The organism is Streptomyces sp. AJS327 (genome assembly GCF_013450295.1).
Taxonomy (GTDB): Bacteria; Actinomycetota; Actinomycetes; order Streptomycetales; family Streptomycetaceae; genus Streptomyces.
In genome coordinates this window covers 1653617-1675219 of the sequence record NZ_SKBR01000002.1, presented here as the reverse complement: position 1 = coordinate 1675219, position 21603 = coordinate 1653617, and the positions used below count along the sequence as shown (strand labels likewise).

The window sequence follows — 21603 nt, the reverse complement described above, 5'->3', positions numbered from 1 at the left end:
AAATGGATACACGCGTGACCAGCATCGAGCACACGACCATCGAGAGCACCGCCGGGTTCCTGCTCACTCCCGCGTCGCCCTACCAGGGCGACATCGCCCGCTACTGGGACCAGGAGGCCAGGCCCGTGAACCTGCGCCTCGGCGACGTCGACGGGCTCTACCACCACCACTACGGGATCGGTGAGGTCGACCACACCGCCCTCGGGAACCCCGACGACAGCGCGTACGAGAAGAGGCTGATCGCCGAGCTCCACCGGCTGGAGTCCGCGCAGGCCGACGTGCTCATGGACCACCTCGGCGAGGTCCGGAGCGACGCCACGCTCGTGGACGCCGGCTGCGGTCGGGGCGGTTCGATGGTGATGGCCCACCAGCGGTTCGGCTGCCGTGTCGAGGGCGTCACCCTGTCGGCCAAGCAGGCCGACTTCGCCAACCGGCGAGCCCGCGAACTCGGCATCGAGAACCACGTGCACGCCCGCGCCTGCAACATGCTCGACATGCCCTTCGGCACGGGGCAGGTCCGTGGCTCGTGGAACAACGAGTCGACGATGTACGTCGACCTGCACGACCTGTTCGCCGAGCACTCCCGCGTACTGGAAATCGGCGGGCGCTACGTGACCATCACGGGCTGCTGGAACCCGCGTTACGGCCAGCCCTCCAAGTGGGTCTCCCAGATCAACGCGCACTTCGAGTGCAACATCCACTCCCGCCGCGAGTACCTGCGTGCGATGGCGGACAACCGGCTCGTACCCCAGGCCGTCGTCGACCTGACGCCCGCGACCCTCCCCTACTGGGAGCTGCGGGCAACGTCCTCGCTGGTCACCGGAATCGAGGAGGCGTTCATCAACTCCTACAAGGACGGTTCCTTCCAGTACCTGCTGATCGCGGCCGACCGCGTCTGATCCCGCCACCACCCGCCAGTGCCGGGTCCGTCGGGTGACGGACCCGGCACTGGCGCGTCAGGCCAGGATGACGGCCGGTCAGTTGCGGCCGGCCATCACACCGCCGTCGACGTCCCAGACGGCGCCGGTGACCCAGTCGGTCCGGTTCGACAGCAGGAAGGCGACGGTGGCCGCCACGTCATCGGCGGTGCCGGTCCGGCCGAGGGGGTGGAAGGCGTCGAAGCCGTCGAGGACGGAGTCGAGGTCGGACGCGGGGATGAACTCCTCGTAGATGGGTGTGCGCACGACCGCGGGGGCGACGGCGTTGACGCGGATGCCGTACGGGCCGAGTTCCAGCGCGAGGTTCCGGGTGAGGGAGTGCAGGGCCGCCTTGGCCATCGAGTAGGCCGAGGAGGGCGTCGCGGCGACGGCCTGGTGGGCCCACATGGAGCCGATGGTGACGACGGAGCCCCGCGCGGCGCGGGCGATCATGTTGGTGGCCACGGTCTGGGTGAGGAAGAAGAAGGCCCGGTTGAGGTCCTGGTAGCGGTCGTAGTCGCGGGCATCGTGTTCCAGGAAGGGCTTGGGGGCGAACACCCCGGCGGCGTTGACGAGGAGGGTGGCGTCGGCGTGGTCCTCGGTGAGACGGAGGCGCAGAGCGTCGACGGCCGCGCGGTCGGTGAGGTCGGCCGTCAGGCCGACGGCGTCGCCGTGCGCGGACAGGGCGGCCGCCGCCCTGTCGACCCGGGCCCGGGCGCGGCCGGTGATGACGGCGCTGCCACCGGCGTCGAGGACATGGCGGGCGACGGCGTGCCCTATGCCGCTGCTGCCGCCGATGACGACGACCTTCTGGCCGGTGAGGTCGGGGGTGGTGACGCTGGGCATGTGATGCTCCTGTTTCCGGTGGTTTCTTCCGGTGGGCTCGGGGACGTCGAGGTGCCCCGGGGGCGGGACGAGGGGCGCGGGCGAGCGGCCGTCGGCTCGGGGGCGGCACGGTCGGGGGACCCGCGCGAGGCGCACGCGGTGGGCCGACCCGCGCCCGCTGCCCGTCGCCCCGGTTCGGCCCGGTCCACTCGCGGGGAGCCGGGGGCCGTCCGGGCAGGAGGGGTCAGCCGGGCGAACCGGCCGGTGGACAGCGGGAGTCGGGTGGGGGGGCGGACCGCGGGCGGACCGCCCGGGCAGGGGTCACGATGGGGCGCCTGACACCGCGTACGCGGTGGGGTGTCAGGCGAAGGGGTCGCAGACCAGGTAGCCGTCGACGCGGCTGAGCCGGTCCGAGACGGGGTCGGGCGGGAGGGCGTGGCCGAGGTCGTCGGCGCGGACCTCGCTGATCCACTGGTCGTGCTGGTACTCGTGGTTGATGAGCGCGACCAGGAGGTGGTGGGCGACCACGGTGAGCTGGGCCGGGGCGCCGACCGCACCGGCGGCGACGTCGCCGACGCGGGCGTGCACGCGGTCGGCGACGGTGTCGCGGAACGCGGTGAGCCGTTCGACGGTGGGCAGCGCGCCGCGGAACCTCTCGGGGGTGGCCGAGTCCATGAGCGCGTCCAGTTCCGGGTCGGGGCTGGGCTCGGCGGCGGTGAGGTTGCGGATCATGAAGTGGGCGACGTGGGCCTGGTGGCCGAGGTGCCAGCCGATGGCGCTGGAGTCCTCGTGCGGGCGCCAGGTCACCTCGTCCGGGGTGAGGTCCTTCCACAGCTCGTCGGTGTAGGCGCGGGCCCGGTCGTACTCGCGGAGCAGGTCCTGGGTCTCGTACATGACGCCGCCGGGTTCAGTGGGTGGCGTGGGGGCGCACGTCGGGGTGCGCCTCCGGCCGTGCGGACGGTTCGCCGAGCGCGCCACGGAGCGGGAGTCCCTTCGCCGGGTGCGCCGTGGCGCCGGAGGCGGGGGCGGGCCGCTGGTGCGTCCCGTGCCCGGCCGGGGGCGGAGCGCTCCTGGGGGTCGGCCGCGCGGGGACTTCCCGGTACGCCATGGTGCTGCCTCTCGTTCGGCGGGTGGTGCGGTGCCGCGGACTCCGCGACGTGCCCGCCACGTTAGGCACGGCGGGCGGGCGCCGGTAGGGGCCGCCGCTGAATCGGGCGATAGGCGCCGCGCATGGCTAGCGGCGGACCGACGCGAGACGGTCGGCGAGGTGCGTCAGGTCCGCGGCGAGCGGGGAGTCGGCGCTCCAGGCCGCCTCGAAGGAGATCCGCACCTCGCGGCCCTCGTCCAGCAGCGGCCGGTGGGGGACGCCGGGCGAGGTGAGCTTGGAGCGGGGGACCATGGCCGAGCCCAGGCCCAGCTTCGTCCAGTCCTCCAGGACCTGGTAGCTGGCGGCCTCACCGGGATATGTACGCAGGGGCAGCTCGTGCGCCCGGAAGAGCTGGGTGGTGAACGTGGTCAGGCCACAGGCGTCCGGTACGAGGATGAAGCGCTCCTTACCGGCCTCCTCCAGTTCGAGCGGTGCCGTCTCCACGGTGTCGGGGCTGACGACGACGATCGGCTCGACGTCGATGACGCGGTGCTCGAAGCGCGGCATCGCGGTCACGGCCGGGATCAGGATGACGTCCAGCTCGCCCGCGCTCAGGCCGTCGCGCAGCTCCCGCATGTTGGCCTCGCGCAGCACGAGATCGCGCGGCGTGGGAAGGTCCTGCACCATGCTGAAGGCGCGGGCGACCAGATGGGAGCCGATCAGCGGGGAGAGGCCCATGCGGATCTTCCGCCCGCCCACGTCCGTGAGCCGCCCGGCCTCCGCCGTGACGGCGTCGAGGGCGTCGAGGGCCCGCTCGATCAGGGGCAGGACACGGGCCCCGAACGCCGTCCGGGTCACGCCGCGCGGGGAGCGGTCGAACAGCTTCTCGCCCAGGCGCTCCTCCAGCTTGGCGATGCCGTTCGACAGCGCGGGCTGGGTCACGCCGTAGGCGCGGGCGGCGGCGCTGAACGACTTCGTCTCCGCGACCGCCCGCGCGTACCGCAGCCCTTCGGGGTTCAGCCGATCGGCCATAGCCACTGTGTATCGCTCCATTCACGGCCGTCCCCTACCTGGCGAATTCGCCCAGGCCTAGGGTGGATCTCCGTCGAGTCAGCATAACGAGAACTTATGAGCAGCGATCCGCTCGCGGAGGAGGCGCCCATGCCGGACGGTGCCGCGGCCCCGGCCGTGACCGCGCCGGATCCGTCCCGGAACCCCGTGTGGGCGGCCCGGGAGAGGACCGGCGGCCCGGCCGCCGACTCCGCCCGCACCACCGACGCCACCTGACGCGCCCCTCGCGCGCCCACCCGCACCGAACCCCGCGCCGTCCGGGCCGCCGTCCCCCGTGCCCGTGGCCCCGCTCCGGAAGAGAACATGACCCGCACCGAACCCGCCAGCACGACGGCCCCGATACCCGATCCCGCGCGGGCGCAGCGCGAGGTCCTGCGCGTCCTGGTCGCCTCCCAGATCCTCAGCGGAGCCGGACTCGCCGCGGGCATCACCGTCGGCGCCCTCCTCGCCCAGGACATGCTCGGCGGCACCCATCTCGCCGGGCTGCCCAGCGCCCTGTTCACCGCGGGCTCCGCGCTGGCCGCGGTCGTCGTCGGCCGGGTCTCCCAGGCCCGAGGGCGCCGCCCCGGCCTCGCGGCCGGATACCTCGCCGGCGCCCTCGGCTCCGCGGGCGTCATCCTCGCCGCCGTGCTGGACAGTCCGGTTCTGCTGTTCGTCTCGCTGTTCGTCTACGGTGCCGGGACCGCCACCAACCTCCAGGCCCGCTACGCGGGCGCCGATCTGGCCGCCCCCGGCCGCCGCGGCCGGGCCGTGTCCACCGTGCTGGTCGCCACCACGCTCGGCGGCGTCGTCGGGCCCAACCTCGCCGCGCCCACCGGCACCTTCGCCGAGACCCTCGGGATCCCCCACCTCGCCGGGCCCTTCATCCTCTCGGGCGTCGCCTACGCGCTGGCCGCGCTCGTCCTCGCCCTCCGCCTCAAGCCCGACCCGCTGCTCCTGGCCCGCGCCCTCGCCGAGCGCGAGGCCCGGGCCGCCGACGCCCCGTCCGCCACCGGCGGCGCCGAGGCGGACCGGGGTCGCGGCGGGGTGGCCCTCGGCGCGCTGGTCATGGTCCTCACCCAGCTCGTCATGGTCGCGATCATGACGATGACGCCGGTCCACATGCACGACCACGGCCACGGTACCGGCGCCTCCGGCCTCGTCATCGCCCTGCACGTCGGCGCCATGTACCTGCCCTCCCCGCTCACCGGCTGGCTCGTCGACCGCTACGGCCGCACGCGGATCGCCGCCGCCTCCGGCGTCACCCTGCTGGCCGCCGGTCTCGTCGGCGCCGCGGCCCCCGGCGACTCCGTCGCCCTCCTCGCCCTCGCGCTCGTCCTGCTGGGCCTGGGCTGGAACTTCGGCCTCGTCTCCGGCACCGCGATCATCACCGACACCGTGCCCCTGGCCACCCGCGCCAGGACCCAGGGCCTGGTCGACGTCGCCATCGCCATCGCCGGAGCCACCGGCGGCATGGCCTCCGGCCTCATGGTCGCCGCCACCAGCTACCCCGCCCTCGCCCTCACCGGCGGCGCCCTCGCCCTCACCCTCCTTCCCCTGCTCGCCGTCCCACCCCGCGGCGGCCGGAGGCCGTGACCCCCGCAGAACCCTCCCCCGCACCGGTGTTGGCCAGGGACGATCCAGCCCTCGCTGGTGGTCCGGGCCGAGGGCGGGACACGGGACCGCTGACGCTGCCCGTTCACCCGCCGCGGGTGACGGTGCCGGATGCGAACCGGCCGCCCGAGCGGGTGCGCCCGGCGTCGGGCAGCACCACGCCGGTGGGTCCGTACCGCACGCGGCGGCCCGCCTCGAACAGCGCGGCCCGCTCGGTCAGCGCGCGCACGGCGGGCAGGTCGTGGCTGACGAGGAGCAGGGCGGTCCCGGCGGGGGCGAGCAGGTCGGGCAGCGCGTCCAGGAGCCGCTCCCGCGAGACGGTGTCCAGCGCGGAGGTCACCTCGTCGCACACCAGCAGCGCCGGACGCGCCGTCAGCGCCCGGACCAGCGCGCAGCGCTGGAGCCGTCCGCCCGAGAGGCGGCCCGGTCCACGGCGCAGCAGCGTCTCGTCGAGGCCCAGCGCACCGGCGGCCTCCACCGCCCCGGCAGTCGCCTCCTCGTCCCCCAGGCCGCGCAACAGCCAAGCGGTGTCCGCGAGTTGGGCGAGGACGGGACGGTGCTTCTGGAAGGTGTCCGCACTGCTCTGGTGCACGTACTGGACGGCGCGGCGCTGGGGGGGGCGGTGCGCCGGTCGACGCGGCCGGGGAGCGGACGGCCGTCGAGCCGGACCTCGCCCCGGGTGGGCGCGGACAGTCCGGCGAGCGCGCGGGCGAAGGTCGTCTTGCCCGAGCCCGAGGGGCCGATGAGCGCGGTCCGGCTGCCCGGCGGGAAGTCCAGGGACACCGGCCCGGTGGGCGGCGCGCCGGACCGGCGACGGACGGCGATGCCCACGGCGGACACCGTGCCGCCGGGCGTCGATCGCCGCGGGGCGGGGTCCCGGACGGTGACGCTGGTGCGGTGCTCGGCGGCGAGCAGGTCCCGGGTCGCCCGGTGGCGGAGGCGGGGGTCCCCGTGGCCGGATCCGCTGGCGGATCCGGGCGGATCGGCGCCGAGGACCGCGGCCGCCGGGCCCTCGTCCACGGCACGGCCGTGTTCCAGGACGACGACACGGTCGGCCGTCGCCCGCACCAGGGGCAGGTCGTGGCTGAACAGCAGCGCTCCGGTGCCGTCGTCCGCGAGCGCCCGCACCGTACGGCCCAGGGCGTGGGCGAGCGCGGGGTCCAGACCGCTCGTCGGCTCGTCGAGCACCAGCAGGCTGGCCCCGGTCACCAGGGCCGAGGCGAGTGCCAGCCGCTGTTGCTGACCGCCGGAGAGCTGGTGCGGGAAGCGGCGGCGTACGGCGTCCCAGTCCAGTCCGGCGCGGTTCAGCGCCCGGCGTGCCGGGGGTTTCCGCGCGGCCCGTTCCGGATGGCCGAGCGCCGCCGTCTCGGTCAGCACCCCGCCGACGCGGCGGATCGGGTCCAGCTCGGTCTCCGGGTGCTGCGGCAGGTGCGCGGCTCGCCCGGCACGGGCGGCCGGGCGCCGCTCCGGCGGCAGAAGGAGCAGGTCGGTGCCGGCGAGCAGGATGCTTCCGGTCAGCTGGACCCCGGGGCGGGCGGCCCCGAGCGCCGCCAGCCCGAGCGTCGTCTTGCCGCTGCCGGGGCCTACGACGGCGGTGACCGTGTGCGCCGCGACGGTCAGCCCGACCCGGTCCAGCAACGGGTGTTCCGCGCCCTCGGCGTGCGCGGAGATCTCCGGAACACGCAGCGGCGGCACGCGGGTCGATCCGGTCACGCGCGGCCCCGGTGGCGTGCGAGGACGTGGTCCACGAGCAGGTTGCCGCCGACGCACAGCGCCGTCAGCAGGCCGGCTGGCGCCAGTACGGCGGCGGGCTGGGTGAACAGCGCGTCGCTGTTGCGCTCGATGAGCACCGCCCAGTCCGGTGAGGAGACGGGCAGCCCGAGGCCGAGGAAGTTGGCGGAGGCCAGCAGGTACAGCACCGTGGAGAACCGACCCGCCGCGTCGGTGGCCAGCGGGGCGGCCAGTTTCCGGGGCAGCTGCCGCAGGTGGACGTACGCCCAGCCGCGCCCCTGCATCCGCAGGGCCTCGATGACCGTGCGGGTGCCGGGTTCCAGCGCGGCTCCCCGGACCAGGCGGGCCACGGCCGGGACCTGGAGCAGTCCGGCGACGGTCACCAGCCAGTACCCCTCGCGGTGGCCGAGGGCGGCGAGCGTCATCAGCACGAGGAGGCCGGGAAGGGCGAGCAGCAGGTCCAGTCCGCGCCACCGTCTCATCGAGTCCGCGGCGCGGACCGGAGGCCAGCAGCCCCAGCGGAACCCCGACCGCCAGGCCGAGGAGGAGCGCCCCCAGGGCGCTGGCCAGCACCGAGCTGCCGCCACACAGGACGAGCCAGAGCACGTCGCGGCCCAGGACGTCGGTGCCGAGCGGGTTTCCCGTGCTCGGCGGCCGCGAGGGCAGCGCCTCCCGCGTCGACGGCGGATCTCCGGCCAGCGACGGCCCCAGTACGACCACGAGGACCGGCACGGCGAGCAGCGTCAGAGCGATCCACGGACGGCGGCGGCCGACGCGTGGGACCCCGTTCTCCTCGCGTCCCCTCACGCCGTCACCTCCCGGCGCGGCGCCAGCCGGTGGGCGGCCAGGTCACCGAGGAGGTTCACCGCGACGGCCGTTCCGGCGAACAGCAGGGCGTACGCCTGTACCTGGGGCAGGTCCCGGTTCTGCACGGCCTCGACGAAACCGCCGCCCAGCCCCCGGAAGCCGAGCACGGCCTCCACCAGCACGGCACCGCCCAGGAGTCCCTCCACGCACCGTGCGAACTGCTGCGCGGCGGGCCCCAGGGCGCCGGGGAGCACATGGCGCGGGATCACGGTCCGCTCCCGTGTGCCCAGCAGTCGCAGGTGCGCGGCGACGGGGCCGTGCCGCCCCGCGGCCACTCCGGCGCGGATCTGCCGGGCGAGATCGCACAGGTGCCGGGCGGCGAACACGGCGACCAGCACCACCAGGGACTGGAGGAACGCCAGGAGGGAGCGTCGGAGGACGTAGCCGCGCATCTCCGCCGAGTCGGACCCGGTCGAACCGGGCCCAGTCGTGCGAGTTGGGCGGTGCGGCGCGCAGGCCGTGGACGGAGGTGGCGACGGCGTCGGTGGCGTCCGGTGAACCACCAGCACGAGCACCGTACATGTAGGTGGCACAGCGCGAAAGCGGACCAGATGTTGTGCCAGGGGAAGGTACCGGGTCCCGCCCACCCCGACCGCCCGGCTCTCGCCCCCACCGTCCCGGAAGCGGTTCGAGGTCCCGGGGACGGTTCGGGGGTGGCCCGGGGAGGCGGTTCGGGGGCCTCTCGGAGCGACTCGGATAGCCGGGCAAGGGGCTCCGCCATCCGCGGCTCCAGCTCGTTGACAGCCACAGACACCGCCCGCCCCCACACTCGAACGGGAACGACGGCGGGCCCGCGCCGGGTTGCCCCGCACGACGACGAACGCGCCACGGCCCGTTCCTCGCGGCAACCTCCGGGAGTCGGCGAACGTCCGCGCGCGGAGATTCACGACCTCCACCGCCGGCGGAGACCTCAGCACCGCCCGTCCCCGCGCCCCGCGGACAGCCTCGGCACCTGCCAGACGTCCTCCACCACCTCCCGCGTCAGCACGGCCGACGGCGGTCCCTCGGCGACCAGTTGACCGTCGGCGAGCAGGAGGCAGTGATCGGCGCCCAGCGCTTCGGGGAGGTCGTGCGTGGCGTGCGCGACGGTCACGCGCTCCGTGCCGCCGCCGTCGAGTACGCGCGCGATGTGGCGGCGCGCGGTGGCGTCCAGTCCGGTGGTCGGCTCGTCCAGGAGCAGCAGCGGGGCGCGCTGGGCGAGTCCCTGGGCGACGAGGGCGCGCTGCCGCTGCCCGCCGGAAAGGCCGCCGAGTTGGCGTCCGGCGAGGTCGCCAACACCCATGCGCTCCATGCTGTCCGCGACGATCTCGCGGTCCCGGCGGGTGAGCCGGCCGAACAGCCGTCGGTGCGTCCACCGGCCCATGGCGACGGCGTCCCGCACGGTCAGCGGCAGGTTGTCGCTGACGGCGCTGCGCTGCATCACGAACGCGGGGCGCTCCCCGTCGCGGCGAAGGACCTCGCCCCGGGTGGGGTGGATCACACCGGCGAGCACGCCGAGCAGCGTCGACTTGCCGGAGCCGTTCGGCCCGACGATCGCCGTAGTGGCGAACTGCGGTATGTGCGCGGTGAGTTGGTGAAGCGCCTGATGCCGTCCGTAACCGGCGCAGAGATCGCTTACACGGACGGCTGAGGCGGACGAGGCGGCCGTGAAGGCCTTTTCGCTGACTGACATGACGAACCCCTGTTTGATCTGAAAATGATTTTCATTATAGGCTCCGTGTCCATGTCCATCGAGTGGTTGCTGAGTCCCTTCGAGGTCGCGTTCGTCCAACGCGCCCTGTGGGCGGGTGTGCTGGTGTCCTGCGTCTGCGCGCTCGCCGGCACGTGGATGGTGCTGCGCGGGATGGCGTTCCTCGGCGACGCCATGTCGCACGGGATGCTGCCGGGTGTCGCCACCGCGTCCCTGCTCGGGGCGAACTCGCTGGTCGGCGCCGCCGTCAGCGCGGGCGTGATGGCGCTCGGCGTCACCGCGCTCAGCCGCGCACCCCGGCTCTCACAGGACACCGGCATCGGGCTGCTGTTCGTGGGGATGCTCTCACTCGGCGTGATCATCGTGTCCCGTTCACAGTCGTTCGCCGTCGATCTGACGGGCTACCTCTTCGGCGACGTCCTCGCCGTACGCCAAGACGAGCTGGTCCAGCTCTCGTTGGCGCTGGCGGCGGCGGCCGTCGTGGCGCTGCTGGGGCACCGGGCGTTCGTCGCGCTCGCCTTCGACCCCCGCAAGGCGCGGACGCTCGGGCTGCGCCCCGGACTCGCCCAGGCCACGCTGATCGGACTGGTGACGCTGGCGATCGTCGCCTCGTTCCGGGTCGTCGGCGCCCTGCTCGTCTTCGGGCTGCTCATCGCGCCGCCCGCCGCCGCGCTCCCCTGGGCCCGAAGGATCGCCTCGATCATGCTCGGCGCCGCGCTCGTCGGCAGCTCCGCGACCGTGCTCGGGCTGCTCCTGTCCTGGCATCTGCGCATCGCCGCGGGGGCGACCATCGCTGCCGTGGCGGTGGCCCTCTTCCTCCTCTCCACGGCGACCGCCGCGGTACGCGACCGCAGGACCGCGACCGCCGAGGAACGCGCCTCGCGCACCTCCCCACCCACCACTCACCGAACCGAGGTCGAAGCCGCATGAACCGCCTCACGCACCGCGGTTGGCGTGCCCGCCGCACGGCCGCCGCCTCCGTACTGCTGCCCCTCGTCCTGCTCGCCGGCACCGGCTGCTCGGCCGAGGACGACGAGCGGGGGAACGACTCCGGGGAGGCGGGGAAATCCACCCCGCACGGCTACGTCGAGGGCGCGGAGGAGGCCGCCGAGCACCAGCCGCGGCTGGTCACCCTGGACGCCGCCACCGGCCGGGTCCAGCTGGTGGATCTGATCACCGAGAAGGTCACCGGCCTCGGCCGCGTCGCGGGAGCGCGCGACCTCACCGGCGACGGCCGCTTCGCGTACGTCGGCACCGCGAACGAGAGCCGCGTGTACGACAGCGGCGTGTGGATGGTCGACCACGGCGACCACGTGCACTACTACCGCGCCGAGCCCGCGTCCGTCGGAACCGTGCCAGGCGGACGCCCGCACGGCGCGTACAGCGACGCCGTCACCACCGCGCTCACCGGCCGCGACGGCCACGTCAGCCTGCTCGACCGCGCGCGGCTGGAGGACGGCGACGCCCGGCGTACGCATCGGCTGGACGGCTCGGCGTCGCAGGGCGCGGTCGTGCCGTACGAGAAGCAACTCCTCGTCCCCGAACGGGAATCGAAGGGCGCGCCCGACCGCGTACGGCTGCACGGCAGGGACGGCGAGCCGCGCCGGCTGCTCGACGGCGAGTGCCCCGAGCTGCGGGGGCAGGCCGTCACACCGCAGGGCGTCGTCTTCGGCTGCGCGGACGGGGCGCTGCTCGTCTCGCACGACGAGGGGAAGTTCACCACTTCGAAGATCCCGTACCCGGAGAAGGTCGAGGAGAAGGACCGGGCGCGCGAGTTCCGGCACCGCCCGGGCAGCGCCACGCTCGCCGCGCGGGCGGGTGAACGGGGTGTGTGGACCCTGGACGTCGCCGGCCGCGGCTGGAAGCGGACCGACACCGGCCGCACGGTACTCGCGGTGAACTCCGTGGGCCAGGACGAGCCGACTCTCGCGCTGACGGCGGACGGAGTGCTCCGCGCGTACGACCCGGGCTCCGGTGCGGAGACCGCCCGACAGCGGCTGCTGGCCAAGCCGGTCGCGGCGGAGGACGGCGGCGGGCCGGTGATCGAGCTCGACAACAGCCGCGCGTACGTGAACGACGCCGCGGCCCGGAAGGTCCACGAGGTGGACTACCAGGACGAGTTGAGGCTCGCCCGCAGCCTCAGGCTGCCCTCGGCCCCGACGCACATGGTGGAGACGGGACGATGACGCACGGCCGACGCGCCCGCACCGCGAGCCCGGCACGCACCGCGGCCCGGACACCCGCCGCGGACCAGGCCCGCTCCGCGCGGCGTACCGCGCGGACACGCCGACTGGTGACCGCCCTCGTCCTCGCCGCCCTCCTCCCGCCACTGCTCGGCGGCTGCGGGACCGCCGAGGACCGGCCGCCGACGGTCGTCGTGACCACCAACATCCTCGGCGACCTCACCCGCAACGTCGTCGGCGACCAGGCCGAGGTCACGGTGCTGATGAAGCCGAACGCCGACCCGCACTCCTTCGGCGTCTCCGCCCATCAGGCGGCCGAGCTGGAGCAGGCCGACCTCGTCGTGCACAACGGGCTCGGGCTGGAGGAGAACGTTCTGCGGCACGTCGACGCGGCGAAGGAGGCGGGCGTCCCCACTGTCGCCGTCGGCGAGCGGGTGGACCCGCTGACGTACCTCTCCGACGAGAGCGAGGGCGAGCCCGACCCGCACTTCTGGACCGACCCCGCCCGCGTGGCGAAGGCCGTACGGCTGCTGACGGCCAAGATCGCCGAACACGTCGACGGCGTCGACGAGCAGCGGATCGAGGCCGCCGGGGCGGCGTACGGCAAGCGGATCCAGGCCCTCGACGACTGGATGACCGGGCAGTTCGCGAAGATCCCGCGCCAGCGGCGCAGCCTGGTCACCAACCACCACGTCTTCGGCTACCTCGCCGACCGCTACGGCTTCCGCGTCGTCGGCGCGGTCGTCCCGAGCGGTACGACGCTCGCCTCACCGAGCGCCGCCGACCTCGCGTCGCTGGCCGACGCGATCGAGACGGCGGACGTACCGACCATCTTCGTGGACTCCAGCAGACCCGACCGGCTCGCCCAAGTCCTCAAGGACGAGGCGCGGTTGGACGTCGACGTCGTCCCGCTCTTCACCGAGTCCCTGACGAACAGGGGTGACGGCGCCGCGACGTACCTCCAGATGAGCCGCGCGAACGCGAAAGCCATCGTCGAAGGGCTGCGCCCCGCCTAGCCGCGGCGGCGACCACGCGCTTCCCACACCCACCCATCGAACGAAGGAATCCAGCCATGTCACCCACCCCTGCCCACACGCCCGCGGGTACGGGCCGTACGGCGCGCGCCCTCACCACGCTCAGCGCGACGTTCGCCGCCGCCCTGATCCTGACCGCCTGCGGCGAGAGCGGCGACGACGGGAAGGGCGCCGGCTCCACCGAGGACAAGAAGCCCGCCAAGGCCACCGAACCGCTCGTCGCCACGTACGACGGCGGCCTCCACGTACTGGACGGCAAGTCACTGAAGGTCGTCGAGGACATCCCGCTCAAGGGCTTCAACCGCGTCAACCCGGCCGGGGACGACCGGCACGTCGTGGTCTCCACCTCAAAGGGCTTCCAGCTCTTGGACGCGGGCGCGGCCGAGCTGACCGACGTCGAGTTCCCCGGCGCCGAACCCGGACACGTGGTACGGCACGCGGGCAAGACCGTCCTCTTCACCGACGGCACCGGCGAGATCACGATCTTCGATCCCGAGGACCTCGGCGACGGCAAGCCCGAGACCACCTCCCACACCTCGAAGTCCCCCCACCACGGCGTGGCCGTGGAGCTCGCGAACGGCGAACTCGTCACCACCCTCGGCGACAAGGACGGCGGCACGGGCATCACCGTGCTCAACAAGGACCGCGAGGAAGTCACCCGCAGCGAGGACTGCCCCGGTGTCCACGGCGAGGCGACCGCGAAGGGCGAGGCCGTGGTGATCGGCTGCCAGGACGGCGTACTCCTCTACCGCGACGGCAAGATCAAGAAGATCGACAGCCCCGACGAGTACGGCCGCATCGGCAACCAGGCCGGCTCCGACGACTCCCCCGTCGTCCTCGGCGACTACAAGACCGACGAGGACGCCGAGCTCGAACGCCCCGAGCGCGTCGCCCTCATCAACACCGAGACCGGCAAGCTGAAGCTCGTGGACCTCGGCACGAGCTACAGCTTCCGCTCGCTCGCCCGCGGCCCGCACGGCGAGGGCCTCGTCCTCGGCACCGACGGCAAGCTCCACACCATCGACCCGGACAGCGGCGAGGTCACCAAGTCCCTTACGGTCACCGATGAGTGGCGCGAACCGCTGGACTGGCAGCAGGCCCGTCCCACCCTCTTCGTACGGGACCACACGGCGTACGTCACCGAGCCGGAGAAGAAGAAGCTGCACACGGTCGACCTGGAGTCCGGCGAGAAGACGCGCACGGCCTCGCTGCCCTCGGCCCCGAACGAGATCAGCGGCGTCGACCTCCCCGGCTCCGCCCACTGACCCGGGGCCGAGGCCCGGGGCGGCAACTCCCCCGTCCCAGGACGATCTCGTTCACCCCAGGAAGCTCAGCCGGACCTTCCGGTCGGGGTTGTCGACGTTCGTGTCGACGAGGCAGACGGACTGCCAGGTGCCGAGTTCGAGGCTGCCGCCGAGGACGGGGAGGGTGGCGTGTGGGGGGACGATCGCGGGGAGGACGTGGTCGCGGCCGTGGCCGGGGCTGCCGTGCCGGTGGCGCCAGCGGTCGTCGGCGGGGAGCAGGTCGTGGAGGGCGGCGAGCAGGTCGTGGTCGCTGCCCGCGCCGGTCTCCAGGACGGCTACCCCGGCGGTGGCGTGGGGGACGAAGACGTTCAGCAGCCCGTCCCGGCCGTCGGCGACCCGGGTCAGGAAGTCCGCGCAGTCCCGGGTGAGGTCGGTGACGGTCTCGGCGGAGCCGGTGGTGATGTTCAGGACGGTGGTGCGCAGGGCGTCGCTCATGGGGCCATCCTGCCCGTCCGGCGGGGTCGAGCGGGAGCCTCGGGGCACCGGTGGGGGGGTGCCCGACCGGGTCGGCCCGGGTGAGCCCGGGTCGGCCCCGCCGAGCCACGCCACGGGGGTGTCTGCTCCCGGTGGGCCCGTCCGGTCCGGTCCCGGGCGGGACCGGACCGGACGGGCCGGGGCGCGGGATGGATCGGGGGTGGGGAAGGTTCGGGGGTGGTGGGTGGTTGTCGTCGTCATGGAGAGCGTGGAGGCCGGGAGCGCGCCGGTGGTCGTGATCGGGGCGGGGCAGGCGGGGCTGTCGACCGCCTATCACCTGCGCCGGGGCGGGCCGCTGCCGGAGGGGGAGCCCGTGGTGCTGGACGCCTCGCCCGCGCCGGGTGGGGCGTGGCAGTACCGCTGGCCGACGCTGACGTACGGCAGGGCGCACGGGGTGCACGCCCTGCCCGGAATGGCGCTGACCGGCGCCGATCCGGACCGGCCCGCTTCGGAGGTGGTGGGCGGCTACTTCGCGGCGTACGAGGCGGCGCACGGTCTCGGGGTGCGGCGGCCGGTGCGGGTGCGGGCGGTCCGGGAGGATCCGGCGCGGGCGGGCGGGCTGCTCGTGGAGAGTTCGGCGGGAGTGTGGCGGACGCGCGCCGTGGTCAACGCGACGGGTACTTGGGAGCGGCCGTTCTGGCCGCGTTTCCCCGGTCAGGAGAGCTTCGCCGGACGGCAGCTGCACACCGCGGACTACCGGGGGCCGGACACCGAACCGTTCCGGGGCAGGCGGGTACTGGTGGTGGGCGGCGGCACCTCCGCCGTGCAGCACCTGCTGGAGCTGGCGGGCACCGCGGCCCGCACGTACTGGGTGACGCGGAGGCCGCCCGCGTTCCGTTCGGGCCCGTTCGACGAGGACCAGGGGCGGGCGGCGGTCGCGAGCGTGGAGGACCGGGTGCGCCGGGGGCTGCCGCCGCGCAGCGTCGTCAGTGTGACGGGACTTCCCCTGTCCGAGGAGGTACGGAGGGGGCTGGAGAGCGGGCTGCTGGAGCGGCTGCCGCTGTTCGAGCGGTTCACGCCAGGCGGGGTGCACTGGGCGGACGGGACCGGGCTCCGGGTCGACACGGTGCTGTGGGCGACGGGGTTCCGCCCGGTGGTGGACCATCTGGCGCCGCTGCGGCTGCGGGAGCCGGGCGGCGGGATCCGGCTGGAGGGGACCCGGGCGGTCCGTGATCCGCGGGTGTGGCTGGTGGGGTACGGGCCGTCGGCGAGCACGGTCGGGGCGACGCGCGCCGGCCGGGCGGCGGCCCGTGAGGTGCGCGCGCTGCTCCGTACTCCGGACGGCGCCGCCCTGGCCGCGGCCTCCTAGGCGGGAGGCGGTCTCGTACCGTGGTGGCGCCCGGAGCGAGGCGGGAGGCACGGGCGGACGGGACGGTCGGGAGACACGGGCGGGGCGGGAGGTGCGGACGGGGCGCTGCGCGATCGGCCGTGCTGGGGCAGTATGGCGGGGCGGGCACGTACCTGCCGGGACGGTGCTCCGGCGTGTGCCCGGACGTCTCCCTGCGGTGTGCGGAAGGAGGGCGGTGTGCGGGTAGCGCTGTTCGTCACCTGCGTCAACGACACCCTGTATCCCGGCACCGGACGTGCCGTGGTGACGCTGCTGGAGCGGCTCGGGGTGGGGGTGGACTTCCCGGAGGGGCAGACCTGCTGCGGCCAGCCGCAGTACAACACGGGCTACCGGCGGGTGGCGGAGCCACTGGCGCGGCGGTGCGCGCGGGTCTTCGCGGGGTACGACCACGTCGTCGTGCCGTCGGGCTCCTGCGCCGCGATGGTGCGGGAGGGCTACCGGCGGCTGGGCGAGAAGGCGGAGGCCGACGGCCGGGGTGGTGAACTCGCCGAGATGGCGATGGAGTTGGCGTCCCGTACATACGAGCTGACGGAGTTCCTGGTCGATGTGCTGGGGGTGGTGGACGTCGGCGCGTACTACCCGCATCCGGTGACCTACCACCCGGCCTGTCACGGGCTGCGGTCGCTGGGGCTGGGTGACCGCCCTCGTCAACTGCTCGGCGCGGTGCGGGGATTGGAGCTGCGTGAGTTGCGGGGCGCGGAGGAGTGCTGCGGCTTCGGCGGCACCTTCGCGCTGAAGAACCCCGCGGTGTCGGCGGCGATGGGCGCCGACAAGGCGCGGAACGTCGAGGAGAGCGGGGCGTACGCGGTGTGCGCGGTGGACAGCTCCTGCCTGCTGCACATCGGTGGGGTGCTGTCCCGGCGGGGTTCGGCGCCGCGTCCGGTGCACCTCGCGGAGATCCTGGCGAGCACCGAGGAGAACGTGCGGACGGCGAGGGAGGCCCCACGGTGAACACCCCCGATCCGGACCAGCCGAGCTTTCCCCGGGCGGCCCAAACCAGCGTCCGGGACGCGCGGTTGCGGCGTAACCTCACGCACGCCACGCACACGATCCGCGCGAAACGGGCCGCCGCCGTCGCCGAACTGCCGGACTGGCGGCGGCTGCGGGCGGCGGGTGCCGCCATCAAGGACCGTACGCTGCGCCATCTCGACCACTATCTGGAGGAGTTGGAAGCGTCCGTCACCGCGGCGGGCGGCCAGGTCCACTGGGCGGTGGACGCCGCGGAGGCCAACCGGATCGTCACCCGGCTGGTGCGGGAGACGGGCGAGCGGGAGGTCGTCAAGGTCAAGTCGATGGCCACCCAGGAGATCGGGCTCAACGCGGCGCTGGAGCGCGCCGGGATCCACGCCTACGAGACGGATCTGGCCGAGCTGATCGTGCAGTTGGGCGACGACCTGCCGTCCCATCTGCTGGTGCCCGCCATCCACCGGGACCGGTCCCAGATCCGGGACATCTTCCGTGCTCACATGGGCGAGTGGGGCCGTCCGGCTCCGGAGGGGCTCTCGGACGATCCGGCGGAACTGGCGGAGGCGGCCCGGCTGCACCTGCGGGAGAAGTTCCTGCGCGCGAAGGTGGGTATCTCGGGGGCCAACTTCATGGTCGCGGAGACCGGCACCCTGGTGGTCGTGGAGTCGGAGGGCAACGGCCGGATGTGCCTGACCCTTCCCGAGACGCTGATCTCCGTCGTCGGCATCGAGAAGACCGTTCCGAGCTGGCGCGACCTGGAGGTCTTCCTCCAGCTGCTGCCCCGTTCGTCGACGGCCGAGCGGATGAACCCGTACACCTCCACCTGGACGGGCACCACGGGGGACGACGGTCCCCGCGCCTTCCACCTGGTGCTGCTGGACAACGGCCGCACCGACACGCTGGCGGACCGGGTGGGGCGGCAGGCGCTGCGCTGTATCCGCTGCTCGGCCTGTCTCAACGTCTGCCCGGTCTACGAGCGGGCGGGCGGCCACGCCTACGGTTCGGCCTACCCGGGACCGATCGGCGCGATCCTCACCCCGCAGACCCGGGGGACGGACTCCGCGCTGGACGCCTCGCTCCCCTACGCCTCCACGCTCTGCGGCGCCTGCTACGAGGTCTGCCCGGTCGCCATCGACATCCCGGACGTCCTGGTGCACCTGCGCGAACGCGTCGCGGAGGGCGGCGAGTTCACCCGTGCCGGGCAGCGGGTGCGCGTCCGCCCGGCCCGGGGGCACGCGGCGGAGCGGGCGGCGCTGCGCGCCGCGGGCTGGGTGCTGGACCGCCCGTACGCGGTGCGGGCGGGTCAGCGGCTGGCGGCCCGGGTGCGCGCGGTGCGCCCGCGGCGGCTGCCCGGACCAGGGGCGGCGTGGACGGACTCCCGGGAGCTTCCCGAGCTGCCGCCGGAGTCCTTCCGGGACTGGTGGCGGCGGACGCGGGGCGCCGAGCCCGCCGGGGACGGCGGTGAGCGCCCCGGGGACGGCGGGCGGGGAGGTGCCGGATGAGCGGCCGGGCGACCGTGCTCTCCCGGATCCGCCGGGCCCTCGCGGACGTGCCCCCGGACGAGCGGCCGGAGGACACCCCGGTCCTCCGGGACTACGGGAGGACGCCGCCCGCCACCGAACCGGCGGGCCTGGCGCGGCTGCTGGCGACGAACCTCGCCGACTACCGTGCGCGGGTGCACCGTTCGGCTCCGGCGGAACTCCCGGGGCTGATCGGTGAGTTGCTGCGTGCCCGGGAGGCCAGCCGGGTCGTCGTGCCTCCGGGGGTGCCCGCCGGGTGGCTGCCGCCGGGAACGGCGCGGTGGGTCAGGGAGCCGGACGAGCTGTCGCTCCGCCAACTCGACGCGGTGGACGCGGTGGTGACCGGTTGCGCGGTGGCCGTGGCGGACACCGGCACGCTGGTGCTGGACGGTGGGCCGGGCCAGGGGCGTCGTCGGGACACCCTGGTGCCGGACCACCACATCTGCGTGGTGCGGGTGCCCGAGCAGCTGGTCGCCTCGGTCGCGGAGGCGCTGCCCCGGCTGGACCCGCGCCGTCCGCTGACGTGGATCTCCGGCCCCTCGGCCACCAGCGACATCGAACTCGACCGCGTCGAGGGCGTGCACGGGCCGCGGCTGCTGGAGGTGGTGCTCGTGGAGCGGGACGACACGGGCTGAACCGCCGTCAACTCCGGTGCGGCAACCCCTCTTTCACCAACTCACGGGTGGCTAACGGGCGTTCGGGCTGATCCGTCCGGGGGCTACCGTTCGCTCGTCCCACCGGGGCGGGCGTCGCCGCCCGCGTCCAGTGTGTCGGCGGCGGGCACGCCCGCCGGACGGTGCGGGCCAGCGGAGGCCCGTACCACCGCGGAGGCGGCGCCGAGCGCGGCGGGTTCGAGCGCCGAGGCCCGCCAGCGGACGTCCTCCCGGATCAGGGCGGACCAGAGCTGGTTGAGCGGGTGCGCGGAGCCCAGGTCGGCCCGTGCGCCACGACGGGTGAACGCGCCGACCAGCACCCGCTGTCGCGGGCCGACGTCCTCGACCAGACGCAGGGTGCGCAGGCCGTGCGCCTCGGTCATCCAGCCCTCCGAGACGGCCTCCCCGATGCCCTCGGTGACCAGCATGCTGGCCCGCAGCACGCCGGAGCGGAGCAGTTCGAAGCCGTAGGGCACGGAGTCGATCTCGGCGGCTATCTCCATCCGTTCGCGGTAGCCGTCGCCGAACCAGCCCCGGAGGAAGTCGGAGATCAGCCCGTCGGCGGAGACGACCAACGGCGAGGTGGCCAGGGCGCGTACGGTCATCGGCCGGGCGGGAAGCTCGGTTTCGTCCAGGTTGGTCACCAGGGCGAGTCCGCTGCGCCGCCACTCCATGACCTCGATGCCGTCCAGCGGGTCGTCCTCCGCGGCGTCCCGGGTCACCACGCTGCCGCAGACCAGGTCGAGTTCGCCGGAGCGGAGCTTGGCCAGCAGACTTCCGGTGCGGACGTGGGCCATGCGCAGCTCGACGCCGCCCCGGGTGAACTGGTCGCTGACCCGCTCGACCGCGTTGAGCAGGTAGCCGAGGGTGTAGCGGGTCGACCCGACCGCGAGGGTGCGCCCCTGACCGGCGCGGGCGTTGCGCAGGCCCTCCAGCCACTCGCCCAGGGTGCCGCGCGCGACGTCGGCGAGGGCCTCTCCGGCCACCGTGAACTGCACGCGCTCACCCCGGCCGCGTTTGCGTACCAGCGGTTCCCCGCACAACTCCCCCAGGTTGCGGTTCATGGTGTCCAACTGCTTCTGGATGCTGGACTGTTCGCGCCCCAGGAGGCGCGCTGCCCCCAGCGCGGTTCCCTCCTCGTGTACGGCCAGGAGAGTCCGCAACTGATCCATGGTCGTGTCCAGCAGCCCGGTGGGGATCTGCGTCGTGCCAGGCAGGGGCATGAGGCCCTCTCGTCGTCTGTCTCCATCTGTCCGCCGCCACACGGGAGTTCGGTGGCGTGCGGGCCCAGCATCCTAAACGGGCGAAGCAACGGGAAACCGAGTCGCCATCAACGACGGGTCACCATTCGGGGCCAACCGGCCCGTACCACCCCGAGGATTGCAATTCACTTTCACAAATCTTTCTGTGGTTCAGTACACATGAACCGTAGATTTATTTCTCTGAGTAGCTGGTTCCAGAGACGCTTCCCATGCAAGGGTCATGGCAACCGCGAATTTTCAAGCGATTCCCCCGAGGAGCACCGCACGTGAGCTACCCCCAAACCGCCCCCAGGCAGGATGGAGCCGTCCCCCACCCCGGCGCCGCCCCCGCGAAGAAGCCGGGTGCCGTCGTCGCCATGCTGGTCCTCACGGCGCTGGCCGCGCTCTCCGGAGCGCTGGGCGCGCTGCTGGTCTACGCCGGAGGCAAGGACCTGGCGGACGAGAACATCCGGAACGCGGTGGACAACAACCCGGAGACCGTGGGCCTCCCCGCCGGGACCACGGCGGCGGACATCAAGGCCATGAGCGGCCCCATGTGGGACGAGGTGATCAGCGACTGGCAGAGCACGATGTCGTCCCGGGCGCACATCGCCATGTTCTTCGCCGTGGTCCTGCTGCTGGCGCTCGCCGCCCGGCGCTGCGCGATATGGCCCCGGGTGCTGATCACCCTGACGGTGCTGATCTGGTTCATGTTCCCGCACGCGCTGGTGCTGCGCGACGACCCGCCGAACTCCCTCTTCCTGGCCAGCATGGCCGCCGTGCTGGTGGGGTTCGCCGCGCTGGTGGCCTGCTGGCTGCCGGGGGTCAACCGGTACCGCAAGGAGCTGCGCGCGCACTGACGTGGCCGCTCCCCCGCACCACGGCCGCCGTCCCTCTCCGGGCGGCGGCCGTGGTGCGTCCGGCGCGCCCTCACCCGTCCGCCGCGGCGGCACCGCCCCGGCACCACGACACGCGGACCCGCCCCGCCCCGGCCAGATGGCCAGATGGCCAGGCGGGCAGGCGGGCAGGTACAGCCGAGACCGGACCGGGTTCATCCGCCCGGCCCCGTACGGGAGTTGGGGCCCGCACGGACGGGAGG

21 protein-coding genes and 1 pseudogene are annotated in these 21603 nt (G+C 73.9%); 12 read left to right on the top strand and 10 right to left on the bottom strand.

Annotated elements, in window-relative coordinates; all coding sequences use genetic code 11:
• The first annotated feature begins 2 nt into the window (after positions 1-2).
• Positions 3-899 carry a geranyl diphosphate 2-C-methyltransferase gene (locus E0L36_RS16610; RefSeq protein ID WP_180929789.1) on the top strand — a complete coding sequence of 299 codons (897 nt, stop codon included), beginning with the start codon at positions 3-5 and terminating at the stop codon, positions 897-899.
• Positions 900-977: 78 nt separating this feature from the next.
• Here E0L36_RS16610 and E0L36_RS16605 read toward each other — a convergent pair whose 3' ends face one another.
• The 3 genes from E0L36_RS16605 to E0L36_RS16595 all read right to left on the bottom strand — a co-directional run bounded on the left by E0L36_RS16605 (position 978) and on the right by E0L36_RS16595 (position 3861).
• On the bottom strand, positions 978-1763 hold the full coding sequence (locus E0L36_RS16605) for an SDR family NAD(P)-dependent oxidoreductase (protein WP_180929788.1): 786 nt from the start codon (positions 1761-1763) through the stop codon (positions 978-980).
• 339 nt (positions 1764-2102) lie between these two features.
• Positions 2103-2636 (bottom strand): DinB family protein, encoded by a 534-nt coding sequence (locus E0L36_RS16600; protein ID WP_180929787.1) that lies wholly within the window; start codon positions 2634-2636, stop codon positions 2103-2105.
• Between the two features lie 340 nt (positions 2637-2976).
• The gene (locus E0L36_RS16595; RefSeq protein WP_180929786.1) at positions 2977-3861 is read right to left on the bottom strand and encodes a LysR family transcriptional regulator; all 885 of its coding nucleotides are present in this window, start codon (positions 3859-3861) and stop codon (positions 2977-2979) included.
• A 96-nt stretch (positions 3862-3957) separates the two neighbouring features.
• Here E0L36_RS16595 and E0L36_RS16590 point away from each other — a divergent pair, with 96 nt between their 5' ends.
• Both E0L36_RS16590 and E0L36_RS16585 read left to right on the top strand, forming a co-directional pair.
• Complete coding sequence (locus tag E0L36_RS16590; protein ID WP_180929785.1) at positions 3958-4116, top strand: hypothetical protein; 159 nt, start codon at positions 3958-3960, stop codon at positions 4114-4116.
• Between the two features lie 87 nt (positions 4117-4203).
• Positions 4204-5475: an MFS transporter gene (locus tag E0L36_RS16585; RefSeq protein ID WP_180929784.1), complete on the top strand. Its 1272-nt coding sequence runs from the start codon at positions 4204-4206 to the stop codon at positions 5473-5475.
• A gap of 103 nt (positions 5476-5578) precedes the next feature.
• Here the strand turns inward: E0L36_RS16585 and E0L36_RS27730 are convergent, their stop codons facing one another.
• From E0L36_RS27730 to aztA, 5 genes and pseudogenes are all read right to left on the bottom strand, one after another.
• Positions 5579-6085 carry an ATP-binding cassette domain-containing protein gene (locus E0L36_RS27730; protein ID WP_308416779.1) on the bottom strand — a complete coding sequence of 169 codons (507 nt, stop codon included), beginning with the start codon at positions 6083-6085 and terminating at the stop codon, positions 5579-5581.
• A 107-nt stretch (positions 6086-6192) separates the two neighbouring features.
• Positions 6193-7188, bottom strand: a pseudogene (locus E0L36_RS27725) (ATP-binding cassette domain-containing protein); the annotation flags it as partial.
• A gap of 14 nt (positions 7189-7202) precedes the next feature.
• Positions 7203-7706, bottom strand: coding sequence for an ABC transporter permease subunit (locus E0L36_RS16575; RefSeq protein ID WP_258016188.1), 504 nt, complete (start codon positions 7704-7706; stop codon positions 7203-7205).
• A gap of 321 nt (positions 7707-8027) precedes the next feature.
• Complete coding sequence (locus E0L36_RS16570) at positions 8028-8483, bottom strand: ABC transporter permease subunit (RefSeq protein ID WP_258016187.1); 456 nt, start codon at positions 8481-8483, stop codon at positions 8028-8030.
• 518 nt (positions 8484-9001) lie between these two features.
• Positions 9002-9763, bottom strand: coding sequence for a zinc ABC transporter ATP-binding protein AztA (gene aztA, locus E0L36_RS16565; RefSeq protein ID WP_180929783.1), 762 nt, complete (start codon positions 9761-9763; stop codon positions 9002-9004).
• Positions 9764-9820: 57 nt separating this feature from the next.
• Here aztA and aztB point away from each other — a divergent pair, with 57 nt between their 5' ends.
• The 4 genes from aztB to aztD are packed head-to-tail and all read left to right on the top strand — an operon-like array spanning position 9821 to position 14263.
• Positions 9821-10711, top strand: a complete 891-nt coding sequence (gene aztB / locus E0L36_RS16560) for a zinc ABC transporter permease AztB (RefSeq protein WP_180930063.1) — start codon at positions 9821-9823, stop codon at positions 10709-10711.
• A complete protein-coding gene (locus tag E0L36_RS16555; protein ID WP_258016186.1) occupies positions 10708-11967 on the top strand; it encodes a hypothetical protein in 1260 nt (419 codons plus the stop codon). Before aztB ends, E0L36_RS16555 begins: the two co-directional genes overlap by 4 nt.
• Entirely contained in the window at positions 11964-12980 is a 1017-nt protein-coding gene (gene aztC / locus E0L36_RS16550; RefSeq protein ID WP_180929782.1) for a zinc ABC transporter substrate-binding protein AztC, read from the top strand. Before E0L36_RS16555 ends, aztC begins: the two co-directional genes overlap by 4 nt.
• A gap of 56 nt (positions 12981-13036) precedes the next feature.
• Positions 13037-14263, top strand: a complete 1227-nt coding sequence (gene aztD / locus E0L36_RS16545) for a zinc metallochaperone AztD (protein ID WP_258016185.1) — start codon at positions 13037-13039, stop codon at positions 14261-14263.
• A 51-nt stretch (positions 14264-14314) separates the two neighbouring features.
• Here aztD and E0L36_RS16540 read toward each other — a convergent pair whose 3' ends face one another.
• Complete coding sequence (locus E0L36_RS16540) at positions 14315-14737, bottom strand: YjbQ family protein (protein ID WP_180929781.1); 423 nt, start codon at positions 14735-14737, stop codon at positions 14315-14317.
• A 238-nt stretch (positions 14738-14975) separates the two neighbouring features.
• On the opposite strand from E0L36_RS16540, the gene E0L36_RS16535 reads away from it, so the two are divergent.
• The 4 genes from E0L36_RS16535 to E0L36_RS16520 all read left to right on the top strand — a co-directional run bounded on the left by E0L36_RS16535 (position 14976) and on the right by E0L36_RS16520 (position 19245).
• Positions 14976-16085, top strand: coding sequence for an FAD-dependent oxidoreductase (locus E0L36_RS16535; protein ID WP_180930061.1), 1110 nt, complete (start codon positions 14976-14978; stop codon positions 16083-16085).
• A gap of 216 nt (positions 16086-16301) precedes the next feature.
• Entirely contained in the window at positions 16302-17075 is a 774-nt protein-coding gene (locus tag E0L36_RS16530) for a (Fe-S)-binding protein (RefSeq protein ID WP_180929780.1), read from the top strand.
• Complete coding sequence (locus E0L36_RS16525) at positions 17072-18592, top strand: lactate utilization protein B (RefSeq protein WP_180929779.1); 1521 nt, start codon at positions 17072-17074, stop codon at positions 18590-18592. Before E0L36_RS16530 ends, E0L36_RS16525 begins: the two co-directional genes overlap by 4 nt.
• Entirely contained in the window at positions 18589-19245 is a 657-nt protein-coding gene (locus tag E0L36_RS16520; protein ID WP_180929778.1) for a lactate utilization protein C, read from the top strand. The genes E0L36_RS16525 and E0L36_RS16520 overlap by 4 nt, the downstream gene beginning before the upstream one ends.
• An 83-nt stretch (positions 19246-19328) precedes the next feature.
• On the opposite strand, the gene E0L36_RS16515 is transcribed toward E0L36_RS16520, so the two are convergent.
• On the bottom strand, positions 19329-20486 hold the full coding sequence (locus E0L36_RS16515; protein WP_258016184.1) for a LysR family transcriptional regulator: 1158 nt from the start codon (positions 20484-20486) through the stop codon (positions 19329-19331).
• Positions 20487-20791: 305 nt separating this feature from the next.
• Here E0L36_RS16515 and E0L36_RS16510 point away from each other — a divergent pair, with 305 nt between their 5' ends.
• The gene (locus E0L36_RS16510; protein ID WP_180929777.1) at positions 20792-21364 is read left to right on the top strand and encodes a hypothetical protein; all 573 of its coding nucleotides are present in this window, start codon (positions 20792-20794) and stop codon (positions 21362-21364) included.
• Positions 21365-21603 lie beyond the last annotated feature (239 nt).